General features: G+C 60.0%; 18 protein-coding genes. 10 read left to right on the top strand and 8 right to left on the bottom strand.

The window, feature by feature from the left end; genetic code table 11:
- Positions 1 to 297: 297 nt before the first annotated feature.
- The 4 genes from J2X71_RS35435 (at position 298) to J2X71_RS35420 (ending at position 5,787) form a co-directional block, all read left to right on the top strand.
- Complete coding sequence (locus J2X71_RS35435; RefSeq protein WP_310389884.1) at positions 298 to 1,245, top strand: ornithine cyclodeaminase family protein; 948 nt, start codon at positions 298 to 300, stop codon at positions 1,243 to 1,245.
- A complete protein-coding gene (gene hrpB / locus J2X71_RS35430) occupies positions 1,242 to 3,707 on the top strand; it encodes an ATP-dependent helicase HrpB (protein ID WP_310389882.1) in 2,466 nt (821 codons plus the stop codon). Before J2X71_RS35435 ends, hrpB begins: the two co-directional genes overlap by 4 nt.
- 123 nt (positions 3,708 to 3,830) lie before the next feature.
- Complete coding sequence (locus J2X71_RS35425; RefSeq protein ID WP_310389880.1) at positions 3,831 to 5,141, top strand: ActS/PrrB/RegB family redox-sensitive histidine kinase; 1,311 nt, start codon at positions 3,831 to 3,833, stop codon at positions 5,139 to 5,141.
- Positions 5,142 to 5,208: 67 nt separating this feature from the next.
- Complete coding sequence (locus tag J2X71_RS35420; RefSeq protein ID WP_025670009.1) at positions 5,209 to 5,787, top strand: ActR/PrrA/RegA family redox response regulator transcription factor; 579 nt, start codon at positions 5,209 to 5,211, stop codon at positions 5,785 to 5,787.
- Here J2X71_RS35420 and J2X71_RS35415 read toward each other — a convergent pair whose 3' ends face one another.
- Together J2X71_RS35415 and J2X71_RS35410 are read right to left on the bottom strand one after the other, a co-directional pair.
- Positions 5,788 to 6,282, bottom strand: coding sequence for an MmcB family DNA repair protein (locus tag J2X71_RS35415; protein ID WP_037070647.1), 495 nt, complete (start codon positions 6,280 to 6,282; stop codon positions 5,788 to 5,790).
- Between the two features lie 9 nt (positions 6,283 to 6,291).
- Entirely contained in the window at positions 6,292 to 6,462 is a 171-nt protein-coding gene (locus tag J2X71_RS35410) for a hypothetical protein (protein ID WP_162747990.1), read from the bottom strand.
- Positions 6,463 to 6,464: 2 nt separating this feature from the next.
- Here J2X71_RS35410 and J2X71_RS35405 point away from each other — a divergent pair, with 2 nt between their 5' ends.
- Complete coding sequence (locus J2X71_RS35405; protein WP_310389877.1) at positions 6,465 to 7,148, top strand: L,D-transpeptidase; 684 nt, start codon at positions 6,465 to 6,467, stop codon at positions 7,146 to 7,148.
- 79 nt (positions 7,149 to 7,227) lie between these two features.
- Here J2X71_RS35405 and J2X71_RS35400 read toward each other — a convergent pair whose 3' ends face one another.
- From J2X71_RS35400 to hslV, 6 genes are all read right to left on the bottom strand, one after another.
- Positions 7,228 to 9,399, bottom strand: a complete 2,172-nt coding sequence (locus J2X71_RS35400) for a malate synthase G (protein ID WP_310389875.1) — start codon at positions 9,397 to 9,399, stop codon at positions 7,228 to 7,230.
- 89 nt (positions 9,400 to 9,488) lie between these two features.
- Entirely contained in the window at positions 9,489 to 10,901 is a 1,413-nt protein-coding gene (locus J2X71_RS35395) for a cytochrome P450 (protein WP_310389873.1), read from the bottom strand.
- Positions 10,902 to 10,949: 48 nt separating this feature from the next.
- The gene (locus J2X71_RS35390; RefSeq protein WP_310389871.1) at positions 10,950 to 11,897 is read right to left on the bottom strand and encodes a DUF1402 family protein; all 948 of its coding nucleotides are present in this window, start codon (positions 11,895 to 11,897) and stop codon (positions 10,950 to 10,952) included.
- Positions 11,898 to 12,082: 185 nt separating this feature from the next.
- Entirely contained in the window at positions 12,083 to 13,390 is a 1,308-nt protein-coding gene (hslU, locus tag J2X71_RS35385; RefSeq protein WP_113183717.1) for an ATP-dependent protease ATPase subunit HslU, read from the bottom strand.
- A complete protein-coding gene (locus J2X71_RS35380) occupies positions 13,387 to 13,911 on the bottom strand; it encodes a GNAT family N-acetyltransferase (RefSeq protein ID WP_310389869.1) in 525 nt (174 codons plus the stop codon). The genes hslU and J2X71_RS35380 overlap by 4 nt, the downstream gene beginning before the upstream one ends.
- A complete protein-coding gene (gene hslV, locus J2X71_RS35375) occupies positions 13,898 to 14,425 on the bottom strand; it encodes an ATP-dependent protease subunit HslV (RefSeq protein ID WP_113322131.1) in 528 nt (175 codons plus the stop codon). The genes J2X71_RS35380 and hslV overlap by 14 nt, the downstream gene beginning before the upstream one ends.
- A gap of 178 nt (positions 14,426 to 14,603) precedes the next feature.
- On the opposite strand from hslV, the gene hisB reads away from it, so the two are divergent.
- The 5 genes from hisB to J2X71_RS35350 all read left to right on the top strand — a co-directional run bounded on the left by hisB (position 14,604) and on the right by J2X71_RS35350 (position 17,158).
- The gene (gene hisB / locus J2X71_RS35370) at positions 14,604 to 15,212 is read left to right on the top strand and encodes an imidazoleglycerol-phosphate dehydratase HisB (protein WP_310389867.1); all 609 of its coding nucleotides are present in this window, start codon (positions 14,604 to 14,606) and stop codon (positions 15,210 to 15,212) included.
- 20 nt (positions 15,213 to 15,232) lie between these two features.
- Complete coding sequence (locus J2X71_RS35365; RefSeq protein WP_310389865.1) at positions 15,233 to 15,703, top strand: DUF2628 domain-containing protein; 471 nt, start codon at positions 15,233 to 15,235, stop codon at positions 15,701 to 15,703.
- The gene (hisH, locus tag J2X71_RS35360; protein WP_310389863.1) at positions 15,703 to 16,353 is read left to right on the top strand and encodes an imidazole glycerol phosphate synthase subunit HisH; all 651 of its coding nucleotides are present in this window, start codon (positions 15,703 to 15,705) and stop codon (positions 16,351 to 16,353) included. The genes J2X71_RS35365 and hisH overlap by 1 nt, the downstream gene beginning before the upstream one ends.
- Positions 16,354 to 16,421: 68 nt before the next feature.
- Positions 16,422 to 16,604 (top strand): hypothetical protein, encoded by a 183-nt coding sequence (locus J2X71_RS35355; RefSeq protein ID WP_113322135.1) that lies wholly within the window; start codon positions 16,422 to 16,424, stop codon positions 16,602 to 16,604.
- Complete coding sequence (locus J2X71_RS35350) at positions 16,604 to 17,158, top strand: hypothetical protein (protein ID WP_113322136.1); 555 nt, start codon at positions 16,604 to 16,606, stop codon at positions 17,156 to 17,158. The genes J2X71_RS35355 and J2X71_RS35350 overlap by 1 nt, the downstream gene beginning before the upstream one ends.
- Positions 17,159 to 17,163 lie beyond the last annotated feature (5 nt).

Here is a 17,163-nt window from a genome sequence, read left to right as displayed (position 1 = left end):
CGCCCTCGTTCAGTGAGTGGGCTTATAATCCTCACACATCGAAACAGTCAACACTACTCATCCAACTTTTTTGACATTTTTGTAACAGGTTGATTTTGCTTGCAGTTTTCTCGCCTTCGGTCGAAGGGAGGAATTTCCCGGTCAAATCAGCCCGTTTCGGCCGATTCCTGCCAATCAATGTCGGCTTCGCGCGCTGCCTATATATCGACAGACGCGCCGGCGATTTCCAGGGCGCTTGCCTCAACCGTCCCAATCGGTAGTTTGATACGGATATATCCATGCCTTTGGGAGTTCGGAATGCTTGTCCTCGATGAAGATCAGACGCGGTCAGCGCTGCCTTGGGCGCAGCTCATCGATGCGATCGAGGCGATGTTTCGCAGTGATTGCGTCATGCCCGTCCGCCATCATCACGACATGGAGGTTCCGGGAGAAGAGAATGCCACCCTGCTGCTCATGCCTGCATGGCTTCCCGGACAATATACGGGCATCAAGACGGTTTCGGTGTTTCCCGGCAATGTTCGCCGCAGCCTGCCAGCGATCTTCGGAAGCTATCTGCTTTCTTCTGCGGCAACCGGGCAGATGCTGGCCGTTATAGAGGGCGGAGAATTGACGGCGCGGCGGACGGCAGCGACCTCGGCCTTGGCATCGCGCTATCTTTCCCGCACGGATGCAGAGGAAATGCTGGTCTGCGGCACCGGCCGGCTTTCACTTAACCTCATGCAAGCACACGGGACAGTCCGGTCGATCCGGCGCTACCGTATCTGGGGGCGCAATAGCGAGGCAGCGCGGAAGGCTGCGGCGGAAGCGCGGGCTCTTGGGCTACGGGCCGAGGCGGTGAGCGATATTGAAGCGGCTGCAAGAACAGCCGATATCATTTCCTGTGCGACACTCTCCAGTGAGCCACTTGTTCGAGGCGAATGGCTGAAACCCGGCGCCCATCTCGATCTGGTTGGCGCCTTTAAGCCCAGCATGCGGGAGAGCGACGATGCGGCCGTACTGCGCGCCGCCGTCTATGTTGACACGAGGGCAGGTGCGCTGAGCGAAGGCGGCGACATCGTCCAACCTTTGAGGAGCGGGCTGCTGAAAGAGAGCGATATACGCGGTGAACTCGCAGAGCTGATATCAGGCGCCTGTGACGGGCGGAAAGATGCACAAGAAATTACCCTCTTCAAATCCGTCGGCGCAGCGCTCGAGGATCTGGCCGCGGCCATCCTTGCCTATGAAATGGTGACGGGCCGAAAGTGAGGACGACGCCTTCTTTGCCGGAGCTTCCGGTTTCGCCTGTGCTGCCTGATATTAGCGCGGCGCTTGGCAAGGAGAAGCGAGCCGTGCTTTCGGCTCCCCCAGGCGCCGGCAAGACGACGCTGGTACCGCTTCATCTGCTTGGCCAGGCCTGGCGCGACGACGGGAAGATCATCCTGCTGGAGCCCCGCCGGCTGGCGGCGCGCGCCGCGGCAGGCCGCATGGCGTCCCTGCTTGGCGAGCAGCTGGGCGAAACGGTTGGTTACCGCATGCGCCTGGATAACAGGATATCGGCCAGGACGCGGATCGAGGTTGTCACCGAGGGCGTCTTCGCCCGCATGATTCTCGATGATCCCGAACTCTCCGGAGTCTCCACCGTCATCTTCGACGAATTCCACGAGCGGTCGCTGGATGCCGATTTCGGCCTCGCGCTGGCGCTCGACGTTCAATCGGCGCTTCGCGAGGACCTGCGTATCCTTGTGATGTCGGCCACGCTCGATGTCGAACGGGTCGCTGCACTGCTTGATCATCCGCCTGTTATCGAGAGTACGGGGCGAAGCTTCCCGATTGATATCCGTTATCAGGACCGGCCGGGCGGCGAGCGCATTGAAGACGCGATGGCGCGGGCGATCATCAGTTTTCATGCGAGCGAATCCGGATCGATTCTCGCCTTCCTCCCTGGCCAGGCGGAGATCACCCGGACAGCAGAGCGGCTCGAGGGGCGGTTCGGCGCCGAGACGCTGATTGCACCGCTCTATGGCAATCTCAGCCAGAAGGAGCAGGATGCGGCGATCCGCCCTGCGGCACCTGGCACGCGCAAAATCGTGCTTGCGACCTCTATTGCCGAAACTTCGATCACCATCGACGGCGTGCGGATCGTGATCGACAGCGGACTGCAGCGACTGCCGGTCTTCGAGGCATCGACGGGCATCACGCGGTTGGAAACCGTGCGGGTGTCGCGCGCTTCGGCCGATCAGCGTGCCGGCCGCGCGGGAAGGACAGAACCTGGCATCGCGATCCGCCTGTGGCATCAGGGCCAGACGGCGGCACTTCCGGCCTTCACACCACCACAGATTCTTTCGAGCGATCTTTCCGGTCTCGTGCTCGATCTCGCCCATTGGGGCGTTCAGGATACGAAATCGCTCGCTTTTGTCGATCAACCGCCGGAGACGACAATCAAGGAAGCACGCGCGCTATTGGCGCAGCTTGGGGCGCTGGACAAAGACGGCGCGTTGACGGCGCGAGGGAAGGTGATGCGCGGCCTCGCCCTGCCGCCGCGGCTGGCTGCCATGGTGGTTTCGGCTGGCGAATCGGGTCATGCCAAGGATGCGGCGCTGGTATCCGTGCTGCTGACCGAGCAGGGGCTCGGCGGCACTAGCGTCGATCTGGAAGAGCGTCTGCGACGGTTCAAAGGTGAAAAAGGCGAAAGGGCCGAGGCTGCGAGACGGCTCGCAGGAAGGCTCTCAGAAGGTTTCAACAGGGTTTCGAGCGCTGAACCTGTGCTTGCAGGAAGGCTTCTGCTGCATGCATTCCCGGATCGAATCGCGCTTCAGCGCGGCGCGCGCGGGCGGTATGTCATGGCGAACGGCCGAGGCGCCGAGCTTGCGGAGACCGAGCGGCTGGCCGGCAGCCAGATGCTCGTAATCGCCGATCTGACGGGTCGGGCCGCGCAGGGGAGAATTCTGGCGGCAGCGGACGTCTCCCGCGCCGACATCGAAGCCGAGCTGCCGGGCGAAATCCGGACGGACGATCAGACCTTTTTCGATAGGCAGAGCCGGCACGTGCGGGCACGCCGGGCCACAAGACTCGGCGCGATCGTTTTCGAGGAAGCGCCGCTTCCACGCCCCTCGGGCGAGGCGGTGGTACGGGCGTTTGCGCAAGGATTGCAGGAGCTGGGGCTCGATCAACTTCCCTTTTCCAAGGAAGCTCTGCAGCTTCGGGAGCGGATCGGCTTCCTGCACCGGATGATCGGTGAACCATGGCCCGATATGAGCGACGAAGCACTGCTTGACCGCATGGAAGACTGGTTCATCCCTTTCCAGATGGACGCGCGAGGGCTTTCGGATATTTCCGCCTCCGGGCTCTCCAACGGACTGATGGCACTTGTGCCACACGACCTGCAGCGCGATCTCGCACGGCTTGCACCAACGCATTTCGAGGCACCGACAGGGCAACGCCATCCGATCCAATACGACGGCGAAGAACCGACGCTGACGATCCGGGTACAAGAGCTCTTCGGTCTCAAGCAGCATCCGGCGGTCGCCGGCGGACGATTGCCTCTGCTGCTGGAGCTCACTTCGCCGGCCCACAGGCCGATTCAAACGACCCGCGACCTGCCGGGTTTCTGGGCCGGCTCGTGGAAGGATGTGCGCGCGGATATGCGAGGGCGCTATCCAAGACATCCCTGGCCGGAAAAGCCTGATGAAGCGGTGCCGACGACAAGGGCAAAGCCCCGTGGTACATAATCCGCGGCGTTGGAGTGCCGTGCGTTCATTCGGACGCGCAACGGACGCTCTAACTCTTTGAATCTACGCATCAAGCTTTCCGAAATCGATTCCGATTTTCGGACGATGCTGTAGGAGTGTGGCGTGATTGAGAAGACCGAAATCCAGACACGGGAAGACAGGCTAAGCAGTCGCCGGCTACGCCTGCAGACTTTGGTGCGATTGCGATGGCTGGCCGTCACCGGCCAGGCAGTAACAGTCTTCATCGTTGCATTCCTGTTGAAATTCCCGCTGCCGCTGGTTGCCAGCTGCTCGCTGATTGCGGCACTCGCCGGGGTGAATTTCTATCTGACGATACGCTATCCGCCGACTCACCGGCTTGAGCCGCGTGCCGCTTTCGCGCTTTTGGGTTTCGACCTTCTGCAGCTCTGCGCGCTGCTCTTCATTACTGGCGGCCTTGCCAATCCCTTTGCGGCACTGGTCTGCGTTCCCGTCATCATTTCCTTCGCCTCACAGCCGATCCGCTACAGCACAGCATTGATCGGCTTTGCGATGGTCTGCATTACCGTGCTTGCCTTCTCGCCCTTTCCGCTCCCATGGTTCGACGGGATGGAAATCAACGTCCACAATGTCATGCAGTTCGGCGTCTGGTGTTCAATTGCTTCGACCATGGCCTTTGCCGCCTTCTATGCCTATCGGGTGTCGATGGAAGCAAGCCAGCTTGCCGACGCGCTGGCAGCGACAGAGCTGGTGCTGCAGCGGGAAAAGCATCTTTCCCAGCTCGACGGGCTTGCAGCCGCTGCTGCGCATGAGCTCGGCACACCGCTTGCCACGATCAGCGTCGTTGCCAAGGAGATGGAGCGCGAGCTCAAGAATGATGACCGGTTCCGCGAGGATGTGCAGCTTCTGCGCAGCCAGAGCGAGCGTTGCCGCGACATCCTTCGCCGGCTGACGACGCTCTCTGCCGAGGGCGAGGCGCATCTGCGGCGGCTACCCCTTTCCTCGATGATGGAGGAAATCGTGGCGCCACATCGCGAATTCGGCATCAAGCTGGAATTGATAGAGAAGAGCCCGCGCAGGGGCGAGCCTGTTACCGACCGCAATGCCGGCATCATGTACGGGCTCGGCAACCTCGTCGAGAACGCTGTCGACTATGCGCGGGAGAAGGTGACGGTCATGGTCGAGCACGATCACGAAAAGGTGCTCATCGTCATCGAGGACGACGGCAACGGCTACGCGCCCGATATTCTGACGCGGATCGGCGAGCCCTATGTCACCAAACGGCAGAGGGAAGATACGGCTGGAGGCCTGGGACTGGGGCTTTTCATCGCCAAAACGCTGCTGGAGCGCTCCGGCGCATCTTTGATTTTCGAAAACCGTGATCCGGAAAATGCCGGCGCTCGCATTCGAATCGAATGGCCGCGCGTATTGATAGACGCAAATTCGACAAAATGACTTTGTGGGCATAAACAGAATATAAGCGGTTGACGCATTCGGACATTCAACCGCCGGGACCGTAGCGATGACAGATCAGAACCATGAGATTTCCGCCGGCTCCAACGAGGAGCATATCGGGCCTGACCCGAGCCTGCTGATCGTCGATGACGACGGCCCCTTTCTGCGTCGCTTGGCACGGGCCATGGAGGCACGCGGCTTTCATGTGGAAACGGCCGAATCGGTGGCGGAAGGTGTGGCAAAGTCCAAGGGCCGGCCGCCGAAATATGCGGTGGTCGACTTGCGGCTCGGCGACGGCAACGGTCTCGATGTCATCGAGGCGATTCGCCAGCGTCGCGACGACACGCGAATCATCGTGCTGACGGGCTACGGCAATATTGCCACTGCGGTGACCGCCGTGAAGCTCGGGGCTGTGGATTACCTGGCGAAACCTGCTGATGCCGATGACGTGTTTGCGGCGCTGACGCAACGGCCCGGGGAAAAGGCGGAACTGCCGGAAAACCCCATGTCGGCGGATCGCGTGCGCTGGGAGCATATCCAGCGTGTCTACGAAATGTGTGAGCGCAACGTGTCCGAGACGGCACGCCGGCTCAACATGCACCGCCGCACGCTACAACGCATCCTCGCCAAACGCGCACCGAAATAGTCAGACATCATCAACGTTGAACGGCTTGCCGTTTGCCCATTCGGCCATCATCAGCCGCTGCGCGGCTGCGCGTGAAAAGTTGAGCGTTACGGCCTTACGGGTCGCCGGCGGCAGGCGGTGTTCAGGTGCCTCGCGCAGCATGTGCGCCCCGTAACCATCTGAAAGAAAAAGGCCGCACTCCTCCGGAAATATATCGACGGGCACATCCTTGTGTGTTGCAAAGAATAGCCGGTCGCAATGCAGACGGTAATCCGGCCATTTGCGATCGACCTTGAAGTCCTCGATCGACGTCTTGATCTCGATGATCCAGACCTCTCCCTTTTCAGAGATGGTAATCAAATCGGCCCGGCGGCCGCTCGCCAGAGGCAGTTCCGGCAGCACTGCGTGGCGCATATCGTGAAGCAAAATCTGCATGCCACGGCGCACCATCATGGCCCTGTCCGATTGCCGGCCATCGATTAACGGATTGTTATTGTAAACGCTCAAAATCGTCATGGATAAGTGTCAGGGGGCCTTGGTCATTGTTGCAAAAAAGCCATGCGCTTCTAATTTGCGGCGCAGATGGATTTTGTCGCACCGCAGCAGCCTTGCAAAGGCAAAGTTAATCGAAAATAAACCATAAGCAACGATGGTCGAAAGACTATCCTCTCTTGCCCCAAAACCTTCACGAGTCATCCATGCGCATCCGCAATGCATTCCCTGTATTTGGCCTGCTGGCGACCCTGGTACTGGCCGGCTGCTCCACGACGTCCGAATCCGCGTCCGTCGATGACAAGGGCGCAGGTCCGACCGTTCAGACGGCACAAATCTTCAATGACGCCTATGGTGTAACGTCGGATGCCGGATACTCCCTGCCGGCAATTCCGATCGACCGCGTCAAGCCGGAATTCCGCCGGCAGATCGTCAGCTACCAGAGCGACGAGCGTCCGGGCACGATCATCGTCAACACGCGCGAGCGTCACCTCTATTATATCCTGCCCAACGGCAAGGCCGTCCGCTACGGGATCGGCGTCGGCAAGCAGGGCTTCGCATGGTCCGGCACGGCCTATGTCGCCTGGAAGCAGGAATGGCCAAACTGGCACCCACCGAAGGAAATGGCCGTCCGTCGTCCTGAAATCGCCAAGTACGTCGAAGACGGCATGGGTCCAGGCCTCACCAACCCGCTCGGCGCACGCGCCATGTACCTCTTCAACGAGAAGGGCCAGGACACGCTCTTCCGCCTGCATGGCACCCCCGAATGGGCATCGATCGGCACCGCCGCTTCTTCTGGCTGCATCCGCCTGATGAACCAGGACGTCATCGATCTCTACAGCCGCGTCCGTCCGGGCAAGACCACCTCCAAGGTCATCGTTATCCAGTAAGCTAAAAGCTGAATTCGGTATAAAAAAGGCCGCCGGACTTTTGAGTCCAGCGGCCTTTTTGTATCTGGCATGCTCAGGCTTAGGCGGTCTGCTTTGCCTTGAGCTCGATGCGGCGGCGATGCAGGACCGGCTCGGTGTAGCCGTTCGGTTGCTCCCTGCCCTTCAGGACCAGATCGAGTGCTGCCTGGAAGGCGATCGAATCGTCGAAATTTCCGGCCATCTGGATGTAGGCTGAGTCACCGGCATTCTGCTGATCGACGACGGCGGCCATACGCTTCATCGTTTCGACGATCTGCTCCTTCGTAACGATCTTGTGGTGCAGCCAGTTCGCCATGTGCTGGGCGGAAATCCGCAGTGTCGCACGGTCTTCCATGAGGCCGACATTGTTGATGTCAGGCACCTTGGAGCAGCCGATGCCCTGGTCGACCCAGCGCACGACGTAACCCAGAATGCCCTGTGCATTGTTGTCGAGTTCGCGCTGGATTTCTTCCGGCGTCCAGTTCGGCCGTACAACGACAGGCACCGAGAGAATATCGGAGAGCTTGGCACGGGTGCGATCCTTCAGGCCTTCCTGCACCTTTGCGACATTGACCTGGTGATAATGCGTGGCATGCAGAGTAGCGGCCGTCGGCGACGGCACCCAGGCGGTGTTAGCCCCAGCCTTCGGATGGGCGATCTTCTGCTCCAGCATTGCGGCCATCAGATCGGGCATCGCCCACATGCCCTTGCCGATCTGCGCGTGGCCGGAGAGGCCGCATTCGAGGCCGATATCGACATTCCAGTTTTCGTAGGCTCCAATCCAGGCGGCCTGTTTCATGTCGCCTTTGCGGATCATCGGGCCGGCTTCCATAGAAGTGTGGATTTCATCGCCTGTGCGATCGAGGAAGCCCGTGTTGATGAAGACGACCCGTTCGCGGGCAGCCCGGATACATTCCTTGAGATTGACCGTCGTGCGGCGCTCCTCGTCCATGATACCCATCTTCACGGTGTTGCGCGCCATGCCGAGGGCGTCTTCAACGCGTGAGAAGATCTCGACTGCGAAGGCGACCTCTTCGGGGCCATGCATCTTCGGCTTGACGACATACATGGAGCCGGCACGCGAATTCTTGCGGCGTCCGGACGGGCCGACATCGTAGAGCGCAATCAAGCCGGTAATTACGGCATCCATGATGCCTTCCGGAACCTCGTTGCCATCGCGATCGACGATCGCCGGATTGGTCATCAGGTGGCCGACATTACGCACCAGCATCAGCGAGCGGCGATGCAATTCGAAGCTCTGTCCCCCGGGCGCCGCGTAGGCGATATCCGGGTTGAGCTTGCGAACGAATGTCCAACCGGCCTTGGCCACTTCTTCCTGCAGGTCGCCCTTCATGAGGCCGAGCCAATTGCGGTAGACGACGACCTTGTCCTCGGCATCGACGGCCGCAATTGAATCTTCGCAGTCCATGATCGTGGTGATTGCCGATTCCAGCCAGACGTCGGAGATATGGGCCGGATCTGTTTTGCCGATTGGGGTCGAGGCATCGAGCACGATTTCGATATGGATGCCGTTATTTTTCAGGAGAATATGGGTCGGCATGTTCGCATCGCCGCGATAGCCGGCGAAATGCCCGATACCCTTCAAGGCGAGAGCTTTGCCATCGACGGCCGTAATCGCCAGAGCACCATTCTTGACCGCGAAGGAGCCGACATTCTTCCAGGAGCTGCCATTAAGGGGAACGGCGGAATCGAGGAAATTGCGCACCCAGGCGATGACCCTTTCGCCGCGCTTGGGGTTGTAGCCCCTGCCCTTTTCGGCACCGTCCGTTTCCGGGATGGCATCGGTGCCATAGAGCGCGTCATAGAGCGAACCCCAGCGAGCATTGGCGGCATTCAACGCGTAGCGGGCGTTCATGACGGGAACGACGAGCTGCGGGCCGGCAAGAGAGGCGATCTCGGCATCGACATTGGCAGTCGAAACCTGAAAATCCGGCCCCTCCGGCAGGAGATAGCCGATCTCTTTCAGGAAGGACTGATAGGCGTCCATATCCGTCGGTGCGCCGTTCCGGCGATACCAGTCGTCGATCTTTGCCTGCAGCTGGTCGCGCTTCAAAAGCAGCGCGCGGTTCTTCGGCGCCAGATCATGCACGATCGCCGAGAAGTCGGCGAAGAACTTGTCCGCATCGATTGCGAGGCCCGGCAACGCCTCCTTCACGAGGAAATCATGAAGGACGGCTTCGATGAAGAGACCATTCTTTTCAATGCGGCTCATGCGGTGTCTCCCTTGCAGTGGCAGCTTTTTTCATGCTGCCACTTTGCCCGGCTTTCATTCACAGTCAATTCAGCAACAATTCGAAAGATTTATGTAGGCTTGGAAACAGTCCGGCGAGTCACGCGCATCGGAAGGCCGTTTTGCGGCTGCGTCGTCAGCTTCTGCACCGGCCAGGGATTCGTCTGATCGGTCGAATCGAAACGGTGGTGCTGCATCAGCACGGCCAGCGCGATAACCGCTTCCTGAAGCGCAAAGGTGGCGCCGATGCAGACGCGCGGACCGGCGCCGAACGGCAGGAACTGGAAACGGCCGATGGAAGCACGGTTTTCCGGTAGGAATCGTTCCGGCATGTAGGCGCGCGGCCGATCCCAATGGAGCTCGTGGCGATGCAGCGTCCAGGGCATAACGAGCACGGTGACGCCGGCCTCGATCTCGACACGCTCGCCCTTGGGGCTGGTCCAGGAATCATCTGCAATGGCAGCGCGATTGATCGAAGGAGCTGGCGGATAAAGGCGGAGTGCCTCCTCGAAGGCGGCGCGGGTCCGCGGCATCAGATCCGGCCATTCGACCGGTTCTGCGCCTGACGCGAGGACCCTGTCGATCTCCTCTTCCATTGCCTCGCGGATATGCGGGCTGTTCGATACGCAATAGAGCGTCCAGGCGAGCGCGCGGGCGGTTGTCTCGTGGCCCGCACCGATGAAGGTCAGGATATTGTCCTCGATCTCCTCCTTCGTCAGGCCATCGGGACCGGCCTGCTCCAGCAGCAGGGTCAGGAAATCGTTCGGCGCCGTGCTGCGGTCGGCCTTCATCTTGGCGAGCCGCATATCCATGGTGTTGCGGACGATGGCACGGAATTTCTCAAGGACCTTCTGGCCGCCGATGCGTGTCACACGTGGAACCCAGGATGGCGCACGCAGCAGATCCATCGGATCGACGCGGCCCATGCGATGCAGCAGCTCGTTGACATCGTCGGCGAAGTGGCCGCTCGATGTGACGATCTCACCGGAAAACAACGTATCTGCAAGAACGGCGAAGGTCAGTTCCGTCATGTCGGTGCTGATATCAAAAATTGCGCCGGCCTCGCCGACATCGGCATATTTGCGGGCGTAGTCTTCCGACTGGCGCAGCATCTGGCTGGCAAAGCCGCGTGCATGCCGCGGGGTGAAGACAGGGGCGATAGCCTTGCGCGAGCGTTTCCAGACAGGGCCTTCCGCAGTCAGAAGTCCGTCGCGAAGGATCGGACGCAGCACAAGCTGCCGGACATCGGACATGCGGTAATTGTTGGCATTGTCGACCAGCACATGTTTGATGAGGCCGGGATCGTTGACGATCAACGTCCTCTGGCCGAAGAAATTGGTGCGGATCCAGGGCAGCGTATAGGACGGCTCGCCCCAGAGCTCGAGCGGATTGCGGAAAATCGTCCTGATGATCTCCAGCCGAGACGGCGGCACGGTGCGCGGCAGCGGTGCCGGCGGAACGAAGGGGTCCGGACGCATGTCCATGAGCAAAGCCTTTCACGGGAAAAATCGTCTTCCCGGCAGGCCTGAAGGTTAGAGCAGGCCCTTGAGCTCGTCCAGTTTGTCGTTGATCAGCCAGCCATAATAATTCTCTTCCGGCCAGACCGTCGCGCCGGAGGAGCGATTCTTGGCGGCAAGCGCTGCGGCGCGCTGGCGGGAATTGCCGACATTATAAAGTGTGGCTGTCACTCCCGGATTGCCGGAGATATCCATACCGGCGATCTCCTTGTAGTCATCGATCGATCTGCGGATCGAGGCGGCGACGAAGGCGAGTGAGATGTCTGGGTCCATGATTGCCTTGTAGACCGAACCGGCATTCTTCTCGTTCAGCCTCGGATAACCGGAAACGCGGGATACGAGATCAGACAGCATCAACGCCGTCAGCGGGTTGACCTGGCCAAGGCCGAAGGTCTGGCCTGCATAGAAGGGCTGAAAGAAGACGGCGCTGAAGCGGTTGTTCGGGAAGCTCTTGCCACCAACGGTCTTTCCACGGAAATCGCTTTCCCAGACATCCTCGCGGCAGGTCCAGAGTGTGTAAGAATCGCTTTTGCTGTTGCAGGCGGCAAATTGCGGCCGGTCGACGAAATCGTCGACGCTCTCGCCATCATAGGCAAAGCGGAAGCTCTCACCGGCATAGGAAGCGGCCTTCACATAGTAGGCCTGCAGGCGGTCATAGGCATCGACATTATAAGTATGTTCGCCGACGATCGCGCCTATCACATGAATGGGATTGATGCCGTAAGCGTTTGAGACCTTCTTGATCTTGCCCAGGAGCTCGTGATCGGTCGACAGGAGGTCGTACACCTTCTCATATTTGATATCGAAGGTCGTCTTGGTGCCCTTGGTGCGGCGGACCGAAGCGCCTGGAATATCCGGCTGCTCGGCATGACGGTTGCCCGGCGGAACAGCCTGCGCCGCGAGCGCAGGAACCGAGCCCGCAATGGTCATGGCAATCACAAGGCTTGTCAAAAGGCGTCGCACGATCTGCTTTCCCGTCTTTCCCTGTCGTCTTCGTGGCGGCTGACTGGACCAGAATCTTGTCCGAATAAAGCCGTACAAAAAACAAAGCAGGCCTTTCACTAAAAAGTAAAAGGCCTGCTGTCGAGAGTTCAGATCGTCAAAGTTTTTGCATTACCTGCGCAAAGACAGGAAACGACGTTTCCCGATCACAGGATGAAGCGCGACAGGTCGGTATTCTGCGCGAGATCGCCGACATGCTCGCGTACGTAAGCGGCATCGATCTTCACATCCGTGCCGGCGCGGTCCGGTGCGTTATAGGAGATGTCGTCCAGCACCCGCTCCATGACCGTCTGCAGGCGGCGCGCGCCGATATTTTCGACGGAGGAGTTCAGATGGACGGCGACATCGGCGAGGGCATCGATCGCGTCATCGGTGAAATCGAGCGTCAGGCTTTCGGTTTCCATCAGCGCCTTGTACTGGCGAATGAGGCTTGCCTCGGTTTCCGTCAAGATGCGGCGGAAGTCTTCCTTGTTCAGCGGACGAAGCTCGACGCGGATCGGCAAGCGGCCCTGCAATTCCGGCAGCAGATCCGACGGCTTGGAAACATGGAAGGCGCCGGAGGCGATGAAGAGGATGTGATCCGTCTTCACCGGGCCGTATTTGGTGGAAACCGTCGTGCCTTCGACGAGCGGCAGCAGGTCGCGCTGGACGCCTTCGCGGGAAACGCCGGCGCCAACACCGCCATCGCGGGCCGCGATCTTGTCGATTTCGTCGAGGAAGACAATGCCGTCATTTTCAACCGAGCGCACAGCTTCGCGCTGGATGACTTCGTTGTCGATAAGTTTATCGGACTCGTCGCGGACCAGGTCTGTGTAGGAGGCCTTCACCGTGGTGCGCACCTTCTTGGTGCGGCCGCCCATCGCCTTGCCGAACATTTCCGACAGGTTCAGCACACCGATATTGGCGCCCGGCATGCCGGGGATATCGAAGCCGCCCATGCCGGAGCCGGTATCGGCCACTTCGATATCGATTTCCTTATCGTCGAGTTCGCCATTGCGCAGCTTCTTGCGGAAGCTTTCACGGGTCGCGGGCGAGGCCGTCGCACCGACCAGCGCATCGAGAACGCGCTCCTCGGCGCTCATATGGGCCTTGGCCTGAACCTCGGCGCGCTTCTTTTCACGCACCAGGCCGATGCCGACTTCGACGAGATCGCGAATGATCTGCTCGACATCGCGGCCGACATAACCGACCTCGGTGAACTTCGTGGCTTCGACCTTGATGAAAGGCGCTCCGGCGAGCTTGGCGAGGCGACGGGAGATTTCCGTCTTGCCGACGCCGGTCGGGCCGATCATCAGGATATTCTTCGGCATGACTTCATCGCGCAGGCTCGGATCGAGCTGATGACGGCGCCAGCGGTTACGGAGCGCGATCGCCACGGCGCGCTTGGCCTCATGTTGGCCGATAATATAGCGGTCGAGCTCGGAAACGATCTCGCGGGGAGAAAAAGTAGTCATATCAGATCCGTTTCTTCGGGTGGGTCCATAACCATGAAATGGGCTGGACCATATATGGATGTTCTCGTGTCGAAATGCCGGAAGCCTGCCTTTTCGTAAGCACGGATCGCTCTTGCATTCGCCGGGTCGGGATCGATCACGATCCGCGTCGCGCCGGCAGCGAAAAGTTCGGCAGCCATCTGCCTGACAATCGTGCTGCCATGACCCTTGCCCAGCAAATCCGCATCGCCGATCGAAATATCCAGTCCAAGCGTGCCTTTCGGCTGATCCTGATAAGGATGGCCCTCTTCAAGATGCGGATCGTAACTCTGGAGATACGCAATCGGCGCTCCATCCAGCTCCACGATCATCGGCCGTGTTTCCACGCTCGTCATAGACTCCCTGATCGAAGCAAGCTCCTTGTCGACAGCGCGCCACCATTCCGCAATATGCGGCTCACCGAGCCAGCGCACCAGAAGCGGGAAATCTCCGTCGGTGACATCGCGGAATGTATATCGGGGTACGCTGTCAGCCTTCGACATCCAGCGTTTCCACGATGACGTTGTGGTTCGTATACACGCAGATGTCGGCAGCAATATCGAGCGAGCGGCGGGCAATCTCTTCGGCGGACTTGTCTGTGTCGGCCAGCGCGAGAGCCGCGGCAAGCGCGAAATTACCACCCGAACCGATGGCCATAACGCCATGCTCAGGTTCCAGCACATCGCCATTACCGGTAATGGCAAGCGTCACCGACTTGTCGGCGACAAGCATCATGGCTTCGAGATTGCGCAAGTAACGGTCAGTACGCCAGTCCTTGGCGAGCTCGACGGCGGCGCGCATCAGCTGACCCGGATATTGCTCCAGTTTCTTCTCGAGCCTTTCCAGAAGCGTGAAGGCGTCGGCCGTCGCACCAGCGAAACCGGCGATCACTTCGCCCTTGCCGATGCGGCGGACCTTGCGGGCATTGCCCTTCATGACGGTCTGGCCGAGGCTGACCTGGCCATCGCCGGCCACCACGACCTTGCCGCCTTTTCGAACTGTAATAATTGTCGTCATCAAACACCTGTTGCCCCAACTCGCGGGCGGTTACAGCGGGCCGAACATCGGCCCTGTCCAACCCTATGTAAGAGGGTCCGCCGCGATTGCAAATGGCCTGCCTTTTCTGCCCTCGCGCTTCTGGATATTTCGCAATGCGCCTGATAAGGAACCACCTTGATTTCAAGGAGAAAGCCATATGGCCGAGACCGCAGCAAGCCGCACGGGTAGCGTTTCCCGCAAGACCAACGAGACCTCCATTTCCGTTTCCGTCAATCTCGACGGCACCGGCAAATCGACGATTTCGACGGGCGTCGGCTTCTTCGACCATATGCTGGAACAGCTTTCGCGACATTCGCTGATCGACATGGAAATCGAGGCCAAGGGTGATCTGCATATCGACGACCATCACACGGTCGAGGATACCGGCATCGCAATCGGCCAGGCGATTTCGAAGGCGCTCGGCGACCGCCGCGGCATCACGCGTTACGCCTCGATCGATCTCGCCATGGACGAGACGATGACGAAGGCGGCAGTCGATCTCTCCGGCCGTCCCTTCCTCGTCTGGAACGTCTCGTTCGGCGCGCCGAAAATCGGTACTTTCGATACCGAACTCGTGCGCGAGTTCTTCCATGCGCTTGCGCAAAATGCCGGGATCACCCTGCATATTCTCAACCACTATGGTGCCAACAACCACCATATTGCAGAGACATGCTTCAAGGCCGTTGCCCGCGTCTTGCGTACGGCGACAGAGATCGATCCGAGACAGGCGGGCCGTGTTCCCTCGACGAAGGGCACGCTCGTCTGAGCCCCAGCAGGGAGCGTCAGATGGCATCCAGCTACGTTTTTCTTGTTCCGCCCGATGGTCAGCGCGAGGACACACGCACGGTCCGCGATGGTTTCTCGTGGCTTGCCTTCCTCTTTCCCTGGATCTGGCTGCTTGCGCATCGCCTCTGGCTTCATGCGATCGTCGCCTTCGCACTACAGGCGATCGGCAGCGTGTTGGCAGAGCAATCGGGCTTTGGACCGGCGGGCATGGCCCTCGCCTTCGCGGTCAACCTGTTCGTCGGCTTCGAAGGACAGAATTTCCGCATTCGCAATCTCGCCTCCCGAGGCTGGCGCGAGGAGGCCGCGATTGGCGCTTCCTCAATCGACCTTGCGGAAGAGATCTATTTTTCCAATATCGAGACCGGCGCCGCTCTGAAAGCGCCCGAATGGAACCAGGCTTCCGGCCCGCAGGCGCGGCAGAGCCATTCCACTTCCCTCGGTCTCTTCGGTTTTGATGGAGGACGCAAATAATGCGCGTCGCAATTATCGATTACGGCTCTGGCAATCTGCGCTCGGCCACCAAGGCTTTCGAGCGCGCAGCCCGTGAAGCCGGCATCGAGGCGGAGATCAATCTGACGGACAAGGCGGAGATCGTTGCCGCTGCCGACCGTATCGTGCTGCCGGGCGTCGGCGCCTATGCCGATTGCCGTCGCGGGCTCGATGCCGTGCCCGGCATGACGGAAGCTCTGCTCGAAGGCGTCGAGCGGAAGGCGCGTCCCTTCCTCGGCATTTGCGTCGGCATGCAACTCATGTCCTCACGCGGTCTTGAGAAGACGACGACCCGAGGCTTCGGCTGGATTCCAGGCGATGTCGTGGAGATGACGCCTGCTGATCCGGAGCTGAAGATCCCGCAGATCGGCTGGAACACGCTCGACCTGAAGCAAGAACATCCGCTTTTCGACGGCATCCCGACCGGGCCAGATGGCCTGCACGCCTATTTCGTGCACTCCTACCATCTCGCCGCCGAAAATGCCGGCGACGTCATTGCCACCACCGACTATGGCGGGCCGATGACGGCCTTTGTCGGCCGGGACAATATGGCCGGTTCCCAGTTCCACCCAGAAAAAAGCCAGAAGCTTGGGCTGGCGCTTATCGCGAATTTCCTGCGCTGGGCGCCGTAAGGGCTGGCTTTTAATACGCGCGCCTTATTTCTCCTGTAATTGAAAGGGCAGTTACAGGAGCGCGCTCGATGCCGGCTTCGCGGAAATCAGGCAAGATATTCTATAGGTTGCGGCCCTCCAGAGAGGGGCAACCGCCTTTTGTCGATATCAGGCTGCCCGGTGGGGCGATCATCCGCCAGGTGGATGAGGCTCTGCATCACAAAGCACTCGCGAACGCGGCCAAAGCGCTCAAAGAGAGGCTCGGCGGCTGATGCAGGAGACCTTTCCAGGAAACGAGAATTCACGGTTGCGATCAGGCGAGATAAGCGCCGGCGATCTCGCCGAAGCGGTGCTGGAATTCTACATCGAAAGCGAGGATGATCTGATCGGCCTGCTTGCCTATGCACTTTACGAGCGCCAGAAGCGCGATTTCATTGTCAGCCATCGCAAGCGCAATGCCGGCCGCTCACCCAATGAGGTGGAAATCGCGGCGGTGACAAGCAACTACCTCTCCGCCGATCTGCGCAGCACGCTGCGCGACCGCGCTTCGCAGATCCTTTCGAGCTATGCCGATACCTATGTCGAAGCCATGGAGCCGCAGATCCAGCTCATGGCCACCAACAGCGAGGCGCTGCGGCAGGCGCGGGATATTGAAAAGTCGGTGAAGAAGCGCACCGGCTTCTGGCGCCAGGTCCGGGTGGCCTTCACCGTGACCCTGCTGCTGATCGTGCTTTTTGCCGCGGTCGCCATTGCCGCTGTCTTTTTTCGTTCGGATATCGTAGATGCGTGGAATGCACTGATGGTGCCCACGACGCTACGGACTTGAGACGA

The sequence above is a fragment of the Rhizobium sp. 1399 genome, from assembly GCF_031455475.1.
In the GTDB taxonomy this organism is placed as follows: Bacteria; Pseudomonadota; Alphaproteobacteria; order Rhizobiales; family Rhizobiaceae; genus Rhizobium.
This window is presented reverse-complemented; position numbering and strand designations above follow the sequence as displayed.